Source organism: Bradyrhizobium paxllaeri (genome assembly GCF_001693515.2).
GTDB classification, from domain to species: Bacteria; Pseudomonadota; Alphaproteobacteria; order Rhizobiales; family Xanthobacteraceae; genus Bradyrhizobium; species Bradyrhizobium paxllaeri.
Genome location: NZ_CP042968.1, coordinates 2,149,375 through 2,162,355 on the forward strand (window position 1 = coordinate 2,149,375; position 12,981 = coordinate 2,162,355).

A 12,981-nucleotide genomic window follows, 5' to 3' on the forward strand; every position below is an offset into this window, starting at 1 on the left:
ATAGCTTGCTGTCCGTTGAGGATGTTACCGTCGATCTGCCGACGCCGCGCGGCAATCTGCGCGCCGTCGATCATGTCGATCTCACCGTCGGCGCCGGGCGCACGCTCGGCGTGGTCGGCGAATCCGGCTGCGGCAAGACCATGCTGTCGCGCGCGATCCTGCAATTGCTGCCGAAGAAAGCAAAACTCTCCGGCCGCGTAATGTTCGACGGGCAGGATTTGCTGCGGCTTTCGCCGGAGAAGCTGCGCCAGTTGCGCGGCCGGTCGCTGGCGGTCGTGTTCCAGGATCCGATGACCTCGCTCAACCCGGTGCTGACGATCGGCACCCAGTTGATCGAGACGCTGCAGGAGCATCTTGAACTCGACGATGCTGCCGCTACGCGACGAAGCGTCGAATTGCTTGCGGCGGTCGGCATCCCCGCGCCCGAGCAGCGGCTGGCGCAGTACCCGCACCAGCTTTCCGGCGGCATGCGGCAGCGCGTGGCGATCGCGATTGCGCTGTCGTGCGAGCCGAAACTCCTGATCGCGGACGAGCCGACCACCGCGCTCGACGTGACGATCCAGGCGCAGATCCTCGATCTGCTGGCGCGCGAGCAGCGCCGCCGGCACATGGCGATGATCATCATCACCCACGACCTCGGCGTCGTTGCCGGGCGCACCGACGAAGTCGCTGTCATGTATGCCGGCCGGGTGGTCGAGCGCGCGCCGACGCCTGATTTGTTCAAGAAGATGCGGATGCCCTACACCGAAGCGCTGCTTGCTGCGCTCCCAAGGCTCGACGCGGCTCCCCACACGCCGCTGCCGGCGATATCGGGACGTCCGCCCGATCCAACCCGGCCGCTGCGGGGATGCTCGTTCTCGCCGCGCTGCCGCTATGCGGTGGCCCGCTGCCAGGCGGAGAAACCACTGCTTGAGGCGACCGAGACGAGCGCGCACCAGTTCGCCTGCTTCCACCCGATAGCGACCCATGCGGGTGCCGACGCATGAATCAGCAATCCGTTCCATCCGTCCGATCCGCTTCATCCGACGCCCTGCTCGAAGTCGACAATCTCGTCGTCGAATATCCCGTCGGCCCCAAGATCGTTCACGCCGTGTCCGGCGTCTCCCTGCAGATCGCCCGCGGCGAAACGCTGGGTCTGGTCGGCGAATCCGGTTGCGGGAAATCGACGCTGGGGCGGGCTGTGCTGCAGTTGCGCCGGCCGACCGCAGGGCGCGTGTCGTTCGACGGGCAGGATCTCACGGCGATGCACGGCGAGGCCTTGCGGCGGATGCGCCAGCGCGTTCAGTTGATCTTCCAGGACCCGATCGCCTCGCTCAATCCGCGCCGCAGGATCGGCGACATCGTCGCCGAGCCGCTGGTGATTGCCGGCGTCAAGGATCCGGAGAAGCGTAAGCAACTCGTGTACGAGGTGCTGACCGCAGTCGGGCTCGATCCCAGCCTGGTTGTCGGGCGGCTGCCGCATGAATTTTCCGGCGGTCAGTGCCAGCGCATCTGCATCGCGCGTGCGCTCGTTCTCAATCCGGAATTCATCGTCTGCGACGAGCCGGTCTCCGCGCTCGACGTCTCCATCCGCGCCCAGATCCTCAATTTGCTGGAGGAGATGAAAGGCCGGTTCGGCCTGACGCTGCTGTTCATCGCGCACGATCTCGCCGTGGTGAAGGCGGTGAGCGACCGCGTCGCGGTGATGTATTTGGGGCGGCTCTGCGAGGTCGGCCCCTCCGAGCAGTTGTTCGCTCACCCGGCGCATCCCTATACCGCGCTGCTGATCGAGGCGATCCCGGTGCCCGATCCGGATGTCCGCCCCACCGAGACCGTGCCGGTCGGCGAGCCGCCATCGCCGATCGCGCCGCCCTCCGGCTGCCGGTTTCGTACCCGCTGCCCCCGCGCAGACCAGCGATGCAGCGACGAGATGCCGGAATTGCGCACTGTGGCGCCGGGCCAGTTAGTGGCCTGCCACCACCCGCTGATCTGAATACCGCAAGCACCGCTGGCTCCCGTTTGTCTCGACGGATCGGACGTGGCAATGTCCGCCCTCAAGACGTTCTCAGGACTTAAGAAAAAGAAATGAGGGGAGAAAAGCGATGAAGAGTTTTCAGGTCGCCGAGTTCAACGCGCCGCTGAAAGAGGTGGATCAGGAGACGCCGCAGCCCACGGGTACGCAGGTGTTGATCAAGGTGAAGGCGGCCGGCGTCTGCCACAGCGATCTCCACATCTGGGAAGGCGGCTATGATCTCGGCCACGGCCGCAAGCCGCTCTCGCTGAAGGATCGCGGCGTGTCGCTGCCGCGCACGATGGGACACGAGACCGTCGGCGAAGTCGTCGCGTTCGGACCGGATGTGACTGCCGCCGACAAGGGCGATCTCAAGGTCGGCGACACAGCCCTGGTCTATCCCTGGCTCGGCTGCGGGAAATGCCCGACCTGCGTCGGCGGCGACGAGAACATGTGCGTGGTGAAGCCGAATTCGCTCGGTGTCTACTGCGACGGTGGTTATGCCGATCACATGACGGTGCCGAACCCGAAATATCTCTTGAACCTGAAGGGGCTCGATCCGGTTACAGCGGCGCCCTATGCCTGTTCCGGCGTCACCACCTATAGCGCGCTGAAGAAGGTCGAATTCGCCTTCAACTCGCCGATCGTCATCTTCGGCGCCGGCGGTCTCGGCCTGATGGCGCTGTCGCTGTTGAAGGCGATGGGCGGCAAGGGCGCGATCGTAGTCGACATCGATTCGCGCAAACGCGAGGCGGCGGAGGCCGCCGGCGCGCTCGCAACCGTCGACGGCAAGGCGCCGGACGCGCTGGAGCAATTGGCGAAGGCGGCCGGCGGTCCCATTCGCGCCGTGATCGATCTCGTCGGCAATGCGCAGACCACGCAGCTCGGCTTCGACTGCCTGACCAAAGGCGGCAAGCTCGTCATCGTCGGCCTGTTCGGCGGCGGTGCGACCTTTGCGCTACCGCTGATCCCGATCAAGGCGATCACGATCCAGGGCAGCTATGTCGGCAATCTGCGCGAGACTGCGGAATTGCTCGAGCTCGTCCGCAACAAGATGATCGCGCCGATCCCGGTGACGACGATGCCGCTCGCGAAGGCGAATGAAGCATTGACCGACTTGCAGAAGGGCAAGCTCGTTGGCCGCGCGGTGCTGACGCCGTAGGTCCCGCCGTTCTCCGTCATGGCCGGGCTTGTCCCGGCCATCTACGTCTTTCTTGCCGATACCCGTGGCAAAGACGTGGATGCCCGGGACAAGCCCGGGCATGACGAGCCTTAAAGTTTCGTGCGAGCTAGATCTGAAGGAACCCACATGTCCGCAAATAACGCCTTCCACATCGCCGTGCTCGGCGGCGATGGCATCGGTCCTGAAGTGATGGCGCCGGCGCTCGAAGTGCTGCGCAAGATCGAGGCGACCAGCGACCTCAAGTTTCGCTTCACCGATGCGCCGGCGGGCGCCAACAATTACCTCGCAACCGGCAAATCAATGCCCGACAGCACCGTGCGGCTGTGCGAGGAGGCCGACGCCATCCTGCTCGGCGCCTGCGGCCTGCCGTCGGTGCGCTATCCCGATAACACCGAGATCGCGCCGCAGATCGAGCTGCGCTTCCATTTCGACCTCTATGCCGGCGTACGCCCGGCGCGCCTCGTTCCGGGCGTGCCGAGCCCAATCGTCGGCGCCGACCAACGCGGCATCGATCTCGTGCTGATCAGGGAATCGACCGAAGGCCTGTTCGCCTCGATGGGGAAGGGCGTCGTGACAGATACGGAGGCGCGCGAGACGCTCGTCATCACCCGCAAGACCTCGGAACGGCTGTTCGAGTTTTCCTTCAAGCTCGCCGAACGCCGCAAGGCGCGCGGCAAGGCGAATGGCGGGCTGACCTGCGTCGACAAGGCGAACGTGTTCAGGGCCTTCGCGTTCTTTCGCGAGATGTTCGATGAAGCCGCAAAACGCCATCCGACCGTCAAGACGGACCGGGTCTATGTCGATGCCTGTTCGCTGATGCTGGTGAAACGGCCCTGGGACTTCGACGTCATGGTGACGGAAAACATGTTCGGCGACATTCTCTCCGACCTCGCCGCCGGCCTGATCGGCGGGCTCGGCATGGCGCCCTCGGCCGACATCGGCGACCGCTACGCCGTATTCCAGCCGTGCCACGGTACCGCGCCCGATATCATGGGTCTGGGCAAGGCCAACCCCACCGCGATGATCCTGTCGGCGGCGATGATGCTGGACTGGCTCGCCGAGAAGCACGGCCTCGAAAGTGCGGCAGAGGCCGGCGAGCGCATCGAGCGCGCGGTCGACAAGGCCTATGCGGGAGGCATCAAGCCGATGGAATTCGGCGGCAGCAACGGCACGGCGGACGTGACGAAGGCGGTGCTGGCGGCGTTGTAGCTTGTAGCCCGCATGAGCCAACGGGGCGCGCATTCGCGCGATCCGTTGGCTCATCGGGCTACGGGACTGTGCCTGTGGCTACTTCCCCTTGAACTGCGGCTTGCGCTTTTCCATGAAAGCCGTTCGCCCCTCACGGAAATCTTCAGAGTCCATGCAGGCCATGCCGATCGCCTTGATCGCCGCCATGTCGCGCTTGCTTTCGTCCTTCAGCACCTCGGCAATGGTGATCTTGGCGGCCTTGATGGCGAGCGGCGCGTTGCCGGAGATGGTGCGGGCGATTTCCATGGTGGCGTCCCATAGTTCCGCATCCGGCAGCACGCGGTCGACCAGCCCGATCCGCAACGCTTCCGCCGCCTCGATCCGCATCCCTGTGTACATGATCAGCCGCGCCCAGGACGGGCCGACCAGCGAGACCAGGTGGCGCAGGCCGTCATAGCCATAGGCGATGCCGAGCCTGGCGGCGGGAATGCCGAACCGGCTGTTGTCGGAGGCGATGCGGATGTCGGTGAGCATCGCGACCTGCATGCCGCCGCCGAGGCAGAAGCCGCGGATGCAGGCAATCGTCGGCTTCGGGTAGCTTGCGAGCAGCGCACGCTGCGCCTCGCTCCGCTTCGAATATTCCTCCGACGCCGCCGCATTGTGGCGCGTCTTCTCGAACTGGCTGATATCGGCGCCCGAGACGAAGGCCTTGTCGCCGGCGCCTGTCAGGATCACGACGCGCACATCGGGATCGTCGCGCAGCGCGGTCAGCGCGTGGCCCAGCCCTTCCCACATTTCCAGCGACATCGCGTTGCGCTTGTCGGGATTGTTGAAGGTGATGACGCCGATGCCATCGCTGACGCTGTGCAGGATCTTGCCGTCGGCATGCGGGATTTCAGCAGGTTTTGGGGTGTCGAGCATCGATTGCGGCTTTCAGTCGAGAAGTTTGGTCCATTGTCGGACAGGCTTCCCGCAGCGGTCAATCGCCGCATTTGCACGCGTGATCAGCTCAGGGCACTGGGCATAATGGTGAGGTTGTCAGGGCGGAGGCGGGCTCACGCGCATTTGCGCGTGGCGGGCGCGACAGCAATGCAGTCGTTGTTGCTGGTTGAACCGGCGGTGGTCGTCGTCGGCTTTTCGCTGTGGCGCATCCGAACTCCGCCATCCCCATTCCGATGGCGTCGCACGGGCTTGTCCCGGTAGCTTTAAAATTCGGCCCAGCGCAGCAACAGGCTACCCGGCGATTTCTCGCGTCGATTGATCGGGTCCGCGGTGCTGCGATCGAGGCGCGACAGGGCCTAGCCCTCGTTGGCGGCGATCGATTCCATCAGGGACACCAACTGGCGCTGCACAGACTGGTCCTTGATCTTGCTGTAGGCGCGCAGCAGCCTGAGGCTGAAGGCGCTGTCCAGGAAGAGCAGGCTCTCGACTTCACGCGCCTTGCCGTCGCCGTCGTAGAAGAACGTCACCGGCACGTCGAGCGCGGTAGCGATTTGCTGAAGACGAGCAGCGCCGACACGGTTGACGCCCTTCTCGTACTTCTGAACCTGCTGGAAGCTGACGCCGAGCTTGTCGCCGAGCTCCGCTTGCGAGATTTTCTGTTCCACACGCCGCAGGCGAATCCGCTTGCCCAATTCGATATCGGGTTTGCCGGCGCTGCGCTGTTTCATCTTCTTCGCTGCTGATCTGCTGTTCATTCTGGTTTACCGTCCTTCAATCGGGAAACCCTGGCAAAAGTGGGTCAGGGTTTCATCCATTTGTACCGTGTTAAAGTTCAGTCCGGACCGTGAGTTAGAATCGGGAACCACGGAATTCCTGAGATATTGCGGGATGGTAGCCAAACGCCTGCGCGCATTGGCAGCATCCTGATACCGGTACCTCTAACCACCTAAGGCTGTCGGCACCCGGGGCGTATTGGCAAAACCCCGCTCTCTACATTTGACAAAATATTCGACAAACCACAACCACCGCGAGTTCAAAGGACACAGATTTTGGCCAGCATACCTACTGTGCCGCGCTCAACCACCGGTTTTTTACGGGCTTTACCGACTATTCGTGCAAGTCGTTCCCAGTTCATCGGCGTTTGTTGCCAAACATTTCTGCGGACGGTGATGCCTGATAAAATCCAGCAGAGTTCAGCTCCGGCTTCCGGGCCGAGCGTATCGGGAATTTACGGCAACCTGCGAGATCGCGGACTATCGGAATCCTGCAAATCGGTATGGGGGAGCGTCGTCCGAGCGGGAATGTCTTGCACGTCTTTGACGGGCCGGGCCGCACTCGACATGGTGCAATATTTGCGGCGTGTCAGTTGCGTGCACGAGGCCGCCGGCGCGTTCGACGTCGCTCGGCAACGGCAGATGCGGCCGAAGCCGTGGCGAACGCTTGCGGCTATTGGTGGCAGGGGGCATCGATTCTGCGCGAGCCGCCGGCGTGGGGTTGCCCGAAGTGATTGCAACCACAGGCATGGCCGGCTGCGGCCGATTGGCGCCGGGTACCGACTTAAATTGGCTTCCACAGCCGCACCGTTTTGCATACGCTTTGCGCCTATGGCCGCATCGTCGGCCCAGCCCAAAGTCCCGCTTACAAGGGACGGGCATGACAGGGGAGGAACGCCATGAAGCGAAGAACCGTACTTGCGGGCCTTGGTGCGACGGCGGCTGCCGGCGCATTGGGCTTTCCATCGATCCTCAAGGCGCAGGCGCCGATCTCGCTCAACGGCGCCGTCCAGTTCAACGACGATCATGCCTTCAACCGGGCATTGCTCCGCTTCGAAGAGCTGGTGAAGAAATATTACGGCAAGCCGATCAACTTCACGCTCCACCGCAACTCCTCGCTCGGCCTCGAAAAGCAGTATTTCGAGTACATGTCGCAAGGCAAGGCGGTCGACTACGGCATCGTTTCGCCGGCCCACATGTCGACCTTCGCCAAGGCGGCACCGTTCATCGACGCGCCCTTCGTGTTCAAGGGCATCGAGCACATGAACAAGGTGGTCGAGGCCAACATTCTGGCGCCGATCGCCGATGAAGTCGCGGCCAAGGCCGAGGTGGTTCTGATCGGCTATGCTGGCGGCGGCGTGCGCAACATCTTCGCCAACAAGCCGCTCAAGAATCTCGCCGATCTCAAGGGCCTCAAGGTACGCGTGCAGGGCGCACCGATCTGGTCGAAGACCTTTGCCGCCGTTGGCATGAGCCCGACCGTGATCGCCTATAACGAAGTCTACAACGCCATCCAGAACGGCGTGATCGCCGCCGGCGAGAACGAGGCGGCAGGCGTCGAGGCGATGAAGTTCTATGAAGTCGCGCCCCATCTCAACCTGACGCAGCACGCGGTGTCGATCCGGCCGATCTGTTTCTCGGTGAAGACGCTGAAGACCCTGCCGAAGGATCTGCAGGACGCGATCATGAAGGCCGGCAAGGAAGCCGGCGATTATGGCCGCCAGCTCGAGTCGAGTGAGGAGGTCGTCAAGCTGGATACGCTGGAGAAGGCGGGCAAGCTCAAGCGTGTTCCCTTCGCGGAGCGCGACGCGATGAAGAAGCTCGCTGATCCCGTGATGGCCACCTATGCCAAGGAAATCGGCGCCGAGAGCATCTTCGAGAAGATCAACGTCGCCTAGGGCCTGAACCGGTGGGGGCCGGTTTCTCTCGCGACAAATGCGAAAACGCGTTTGCGTGGTCGCACATCGCATCGAACGACCGCTGACAGCTTTCCGGGCAAGCCCCGCTTCTTGCCCGGATCGGCGGACTGGTATCCGGGACGGAGCCGAAATGACTGAAATGCCTGTTGTGTCCACTCCGTCGCTGTGGCGCCGAGCGACGGCGGCCTATGCCAAGCTGCTGGAATTCCTGCTTGCCGCCTGCGTCGGCATCCTGGTCATCCCGGTCACGCTGCAGATCGTCTCGCGCTACACGGCGCTCATTCCTTCCTACATCTGGACCGAGGAAATGGCGCGCTTCCTGTTCGTGTGGACGATCATGATCGGCGCCATGGTCGGGGTCCGCGAAGCCCAGCATTTCGAGGTCGATGTCTGGCCCAATCTGTCGCGTCGCAGCGAAGCTGCGGTGCGGATCGCCGCCCGGCTCGGCGTCCTGGCAATGGCGGTGGTGTTCGTCTGGGCCGGGCTCGAGTTCACGCGGTTCGCGTGGAACCGGACCTCCGAACTGGCCGATCTGCCGCTCTGGCTGATCCATGTCGCCTGGCCCGTGGCGGGCGTGACGTGGATCGTGTTTGCGGGCGAACAGATCATCGATGAAACGCGGATTCTGCTTGGGGCGAAGCAATGAGCGGCAATGTTCTTTCTGCCGGACAGGCCGCACTGGTCCTGTTCGGGGTCTTCATCGGCCTGCTCATCATCCGCGTGCCGGTCGCCTTTGCGCTCGGCCTGGCCTGCGTGCCGATCCTCCTGATCGAGCCGCGGCTGTCGATCATGACGCTCGCGCAGGAGACCTTCAACGCCTACAACTCGTTCATCCTGCTGGCGGTGCCGTTCTTCCTGCTCACCGCCAACCTCATGGGCATCGGCGGCATCACCGACCGCCTGGTTGCGTTGTCGCGCTCGATGGTCGGGCACTGGCCGGGGTCGCTGGCGCAGATCAATGTCGTGCTGTCGGTGTTCTTCGCCGGCATCTCCGGTTCCTCCACTGCGGACGCGGCGAGCCAGTCCAAGATCTTCATCGATGCACAGACCAAGGAGGGCTACGACCTCTCGTTTTCGATCGCCATCACCGCGGTCTCCGCCGTGCTCGCCGTTATCATCCCGCCCTCGATCCTGATGATCGTCTGGGGCGGACTGATCTCGACCTCGATCGCGGCGATGTATCTGGCCGGCATCGTACCGGGGCTTTTGATCGCGGGCGCACAGATGGCGACGGTGCATGTCTACGCCGTGCGCCGCGGCTATCCGACCTATCCGAAATCCAGCTGGACCGATATTGGTTACGCCATCTGGCGCTCGATACCGGCGATGATGACGCCGTTCATCATCGTCGGCGGCATCCTGCTCGGATGGTTCACCGCTACCGAATCTGCCTGCGTCGCGGTGCTCTACTCCATCGTGTTGTCGGCATTCTTCTATCGCGAGACCGGGTGGCGCGACCTCTACAAGGCGCTGCTCGACACCGGGCGGCTCGCCGGTGTGGCGCTGTTCTGTGTCGGCACCGCGAGTGTCTTCGGCTGGCTGCTCGCGTACTACAGGATTCCGCAGGAGCTGCTGGCCAATGTCTCGACCTGGGGCATGGGCGCAATCGCGGCAGGCTTCTTCATCTCGTTCTGCTTCCTGGTGGTCGGCTGTTTCCTCGACGCCATTCCGGCGATCGTGATCGTCGGCACCGTGCTCGAGCCGCTGGCGAAATCAGTCGATCTGCACCCCGTCCAGTTTGCGATCATCTCGATCGTCTCGCTGGCGTTCGGTCTGGTGACGCCGCCCTATGGCCTCTGCCTGATGATAGCCTGTTCGATTGCGGGGGTGCGGCTGCGGTACGCGCTGAAGGACACGGTGATCATGCTGATACCGATGCTGCTGGTGCTGGCTGCCGTCATCATCTGGCCCAGCGTTTCGCTGTTCCTGCCGCGTCTGATCGTGCCGGAGATGCTCAAATAGCCATTCATTCATCCCGGTTCAGCGCGCAGCTTATCGTGTAGACGACGCCGCGCGGCAGGAAGTCGACGGTGGCTTCGCCGCCGAGCTGGTCGCGTGCGCTGCGCTCGACCAGCCGCGAGCCGAAACCGCGCTGCACCGGCGCCGTGACCGGCGGGCCGCCGGCCTCGGTCCAGATCAGCCGCAATTTGCGCCCGTCGGCCTCTTCGAGGATCTCCCAATCCACCGCGACGGTCCCCGTGTCGTTCGATAGCGCGCCGTATTTGGCGGCATTGGTTCCGATCTCGTGCACGATCATCGACAGCACCACGGCGAGCCGCGGCGACAGCGGGACCTGCGGTCCGAACATCCGCACCCGCTCCGGATTATTCAGCAGATAGGGTTGCAGCACCCGCGCGATCACTTCCCGCAATTCTGCGCCCTGCCACTTCTCCTCGCTCAGGAGATTGTGCGCCTCCGCCAGCGCGCCGAGCCTCCCTTCGAATTTCTCGCGCTCGGTGCGGCTCGCACTGCGGAAGGTCTGGGTGGCGATCGATTGCAGGACCGCGAGTGTATTCTTGACGCGATGGTTGAGCTCCTCGATCAGGAGATTGTGCAGCATCTCGCCGCGGGCGATCTGGGTTGCCATCCGCACCGCAAAGGCGAGGCCGACCATCAAAAGGATGGCGCCCATCACGCTGGTGAGCGCAAGGTTGCGCCAGAGCGGCGCAACAAGCGAGCTTTCGGCGACGCCGGCGGCGACCGTCCAGCCGGTGAGCGAGGAGCGGGCAAAGCTCGTGATCAGCGGCACGCCCTCGAGCGAGACAGTCGGCACCGTGGCTTCCGGATTGCTGGACATTTCCGCATAGAGCGAGGGCGATGCACGCTTGCCGACGGTCTCCTGCGGGTTGGGCACGCGCGCGAAATTGGTGCCTTCGGCGTCGAAGATCGAGATCGTCCAGTCCTTGCTCGGCTGCTGCTGCTCGATCATGGCCTGGAATATTTCGATCGGCGGACTGAAGGAGATGTCGTAAAGCACCTCGTTGTCCCGCATGACGGGCACCTCGACCGTCACGATCAGCCGTCGCTTGACTGACCCGTAGAACAGGTTGGAATAAACCGGCCGCTTCTCCGTGAAGACCTTCTCGACCATCGGCAGGTTGTTGCGAAGCGGCAGGTTTGCCGTGTCAGGGGTGAGAGAGGAGAACATCTGGCGGCCTTCGCGGTTGGCTACGAGCACGACCCCGCCTTCGCCATATTGGTCGAGGAAGCCCTGGCAGATGCGGCGGAAGCTCTCGAAATCCCCGTCACGCAGCGCGTTTGTCAGCGACAATACCTGGAGCGCGCCGGTGATGCGCTGCACCTCCGCATCAAGTACGAGGCGAATGCTGCGACTTGTCTCAAGCACCCGCTGCGTCGCGATCTGGCGGTCCTGCTTGTAATGGTTGAAAACGATGCCGGCCGCGAAAACGATCAGCGGCAGCGTGGTTCCCGCAACCAGGAGGGCGAGACGCACTGGCAGTGACGGTTTCGGCAACGCAAGCCCCGGATCGGCCCCCAACGAGGCAGCATAAGAGAAGCCGCCGAATTTCGCCAAGGATATAAAAGGGATGTTGGGGGGTATAAATCAGGGCTTGGCAAAGCGCCGGGTTCCGGAAGCGCCTGCCATGCGCTCCGAAGCCCGGGCTTCCTGATCTCAGATATTGCTGTCGGTGATGGCGGTGTACACCATGGTGCGCAGCTCGCGCCGCAGCGGGTAGGCGCTCGACGGCAGCACCTGCGTCATGAAGATCGTGATCAGCTCTTCCGCCGGATCGATGAAGAACGAGGTCGTCGCCGCGCCGCCCCAATTGTATTCACCGGGGCTGCCGGGGATCAGCGTCTGCACCGGATTCATGGTGACGGCAAAGCCGAGGCCGAAGCCGATGCCGTTATAGGTCGCCTCCGAGAACAGCGAGCGCGACAGGCCCGGCAAATCGAGGCCGCCGGGCAGGTGGTTCGAGGTCATCAGCTTCAAGGTCTTCGGACCCAGCAGGCGGACGCCGCCGAGCTCGCCGCCATTGAGCAGCGCCCGGCAGAAGGTGAGATAATCGGCCGTCGTCGAGCACAGTCCGCCGCCGCCGGAGATGAAGGATGGCGGCTCGAGGAATGAACTCGTCGTCGGATCGTCCTGCAGCGTCAGCGTGCCCTTGCGCTCGGTGGCATGGAACGTCATGCCGCCGTCCGGATCGGCCGAATAGCACGCGGCGAAACGATGCGCCTTGTCCTTGGGCACGAAGAAATCGGTGTCGTTCATGCCGAGCGGATCGAGGATGCGCTCCTTCAGGAACTGCTCGAACGGCTTGCCGCTGATCACGCCGATCAGATAGCCGAGCACGTCGGTGGCGACGGAGTAGTTCCAGGCCTCTCCAGGTGAAAATTCCAGCGGGATCTTCGCAAGGTCGTCGATCATGCCCTGGAGCGTACCGGCCTTGATGACTTCGCCGATCTTGTTCTCGCGATAGGCGGCATCGACATTGCTGCGCTGCTGGAAGCCGTACGTCAGGCCCGAGGTGTGCCGCAGCAGGTCCACGATCAGCATTGGCCGCGTCGGCGGCCGAGTAAGGAAGGCGGGATGGTTGCCGGCCACGAACACGCCGAGATTCTTCCATTGCGGAATGTATTTGTGCACGGGCTCGTCGATGGCGACGCGGCCTTCCTCGACCAGCATCATGAAGGCGACGGATGTGAGCGGCTTGGTCATCGAATAGATGCGGAAGATGGTGTCGTCCTTGACCGGCACCTTGCGCGCGACGTCGGCAAAGCCCTGCGAGGTCGAGTGCACGACCTTGCCGCGACGATAGATCAGGAGTTGCGTTCCCGGAAAGCGACCGGCATCGATATAGCGTTGCTTCAGGTGGTTCTCGAGGCGATCGAGCGCCGCCTGGGACATTCCGGCTTGCTCGGGCGAGGCGGGGGTAGGAGCTAACATCGGCGCTAATCTCCGGCTGGCGAGGTTGAGCCTTGATAGCCGAAAAGTGTCCCCCGTTCCAACCGGCCGTGCTTATC

General features: G+C 63.4%; 11 protein-coding genes. 7 read left to right on the plus strand and 4 right to left on the minus strand.

Annotated features, from left to right (window positions below; translation table 11 throughout):
- The first annotated feature begins 5 nt into the window (after nucleotides 1-5).
- From LMTR21_RS10165 to LMTR21_RS10180, 4 genes are all read left to right on the plus strand, one after another.
- On the plus strand, nucleotides 6-986 hold the full coding sequence (locus LMTR21_RS10165; protein WP_065756620.1) for an ABC transporter ATP-binding protein: 981 nt from the start codon (nucleotides 6-8) through the stop codon (nucleotides 984-986).
- Nucleotides 983-1,972 carry an ABC transporter ATP-binding protein gene (locus tag LMTR21_RS10170; protein WP_065756619.1) on the plus strand — a complete coding sequence of 330 codons (990 nt, stop codon included), beginning with the start codon at nucleotides 983-985 and terminating at the stop codon, nucleotides 1,970-1,972. The genes LMTR21_RS10165 and LMTR21_RS10170 overlap by 4 nt, the downstream gene beginning before the upstream one ends.
- Nucleotides 1,973-2,081: 109 nt before the next feature.
- Nucleotides 2,082-3,152 (plus strand): alcohol dehydrogenase, encoded by a 1,071-nt coding sequence (locus tag LMTR21_RS10175; RefSeq protein ID WP_065756618.1) that lies wholly within the window; start codon nucleotides 2,082-2,084, stop codon nucleotides 3,150-3,152.
- Between the two features lie 147 nt (nucleotides 3,153-3,299).
- The gene (locus LMTR21_RS10180) at nucleotides 3,300-4,382 is read left to right on the plus strand and encodes an isocitrate/isopropylmalate dehydrogenase family protein (RefSeq protein ID WP_065756617.1); all 1,083 of its coding nucleotides are present in this window, start codon (nucleotides 3,300-3,302) and stop codon (nucleotides 4,380-4,382) included.
- A gap of 78 nt (nucleotides 4,383-4,460) precedes the next feature.
- On the opposite strand, the gene LMTR21_RS10185 is transcribed toward LMTR21_RS10180, so the two are convergent.
- Together LMTR21_RS10185 and LMTR21_RS10190 are read right to left on the minus strand one after the other, a co-directional pair.
- Nucleotides 4,461-5,282: an enoyl-CoA hydratase gene (locus tag LMTR21_RS10185; protein ID WP_065756616.1), complete on the minus strand. Its 822-nt coding sequence runs from the start codon at nucleotides 5,280-5,282 to the stop codon at nucleotides 4,461-4,463.
- Nucleotides 5,283-5,659: 377 nt separating this feature from the next.
- Nucleotides 5,660-6,031, minus strand: coding sequence for a helix-turn-helix domain-containing protein (locus LMTR21_RS10190; RefSeq protein ID WP_065756698.1), 372 nt, complete (start codon nucleotides 6,029-6,031; stop codon nucleotides 5,660-5,662).
- A 944-nt stretch (nucleotides 6,032-6,975) separates the two neighbouring features.
- On the opposite strand from LMTR21_RS10190, the gene LMTR21_RS10195 reads away from it, so the two are divergent.
- The 3 genes from LMTR21_RS10195 (at nucleotide 6,976) to LMTR21_RS10205 (ending at nucleotide 9,957) form a co-directional block, all read left to right on the plus strand.
- Nucleotides 6,976-7,974: a TRAP transporter substrate-binding protein gene (locus tag LMTR21_RS10195; RefSeq protein WP_065756615.1), complete on the plus strand. Its 999-nt coding sequence runs from the start codon at nucleotides 6,976-6,978 to the stop codon at nucleotides 7,972-7,974.
- A 151-nt stretch (nucleotides 7,975-8,125) separates the two neighbouring features.
- Nucleotides 8,126-8,641, plus strand: a complete 516-nt coding sequence (locus tag LMTR21_RS10200) for a TRAP transporter small permease (RefSeq protein ID WP_065756614.1) — start codon at nucleotides 8,126-8,128, stop codon at nucleotides 8,639-8,641.
- The gene (locus LMTR21_RS10205; RefSeq protein ID WP_065756613.1) at nucleotides 8,638-9,957 is read left to right on the plus strand and encodes a TRAP transporter large permease; all 1,320 of its coding nucleotides are present in this window, start codon (nucleotides 8,638-8,640) and stop codon (nucleotides 9,955-9,957) included. The genes LMTR21_RS10200 and LMTR21_RS10205 overlap by 4 nt, the downstream gene beginning before the upstream one ends.
- Nucleotides 9,958-9,961: 4 nt before the next feature.
- Here the strand turns inward: LMTR21_RS10205 and LMTR21_RS10210 are convergent, their stop codons facing one another.
- Complete coding sequence (locus LMTR21_RS10210; protein WP_065756697.1) at nucleotides 9,962-11,470, minus strand: sensor histidine kinase; 1,509 nt, start codon at nucleotides 11,468-11,470, stop codon at nucleotides 9,962-9,964.
- 159 nt (nucleotides 11,471-11,629) lie between these two features.
- Nucleotides 11,630-12,904, minus strand: a complete 1,275-nt coding sequence (locus LMTR21_RS10215; RefSeq protein ID WP_065756612.1) for a serine hydrolase domain-containing protein — start codon at nucleotides 12,902-12,904, stop codon at nucleotides 11,630-11,632.
- Between the last annotated feature and the right edge of the window lie 77 nt (nucleotides 12,905-12,981).

Excerpts from the sequence above, each read along its gene's own strand:
- LMTR21_RS10215 (WP_065756612.1), bottom strand. The coding sequence starts at position 12,904 with ATGTTAGCTCCTACCCCCGCCTCGCCCGAGCAAGCCGGAATGTCCCAG.
- LMTR21_RS10205 (WP_065756613.1), top strand. The coding sequence starts at position 8,638 with ATGAGCGGCAATGTTCTTTCTGCCGGACAGGCCGCACTGGTCCTGTTC.
- LMTR21_RS10175 (WP_065756618.1), top strand. The coding sequence starts at position 2,082 with ATGAAGAGTTTTCAGGTCGCCGAGTTCAACGCGCCGCTGAAAGAGGTG.
- LMTR21_RS10190 (WP_065756698.1), bottom strand. The coding sequence starts at position 6,031 with ATGAAACAGCGCAGCGCCGGCAAACCCGATATCGAATTGGGCAAGCGG.
- LMTR21_RS10180 (WP_065756617.1), top strand. The coding sequence starts at position 3,300 with ATGTCCGCAAATAACGCCTTCCACATCGCCGTGCTCGGCGGCGATGGC.
- LMTR21_RS10185 (WP_065756616.1), bottom strand. The coding sequence starts at position 5,282 with ATGCTCGACACCCCAAAACCTGCTGAAATCCCGCATGCCGACGGCAAG.
- LMTR21_RS10170 (WP_065756619.1), top strand. The coding sequence starts at position 983 with ATGAATCAGCAATCCGTTCCATCCGTCCGATCCGCTTCATCCGACGCC.
- LMTR21_RS10200 (WP_065756614.1), top strand. The coding sequence starts at position 8,126 with ATGACTGAAATGCCTGTTGTGTCCACTCCGTCGCTGTGGCGCCGAGCG.
- LMTR21_RS10195 (WP_065756615.1), top strand. The coding sequence starts at position 6,976 with ATGAAGCGAAGAACCGTACTTGCGGGCCTTGGTGCGACGGCGGCTGCC.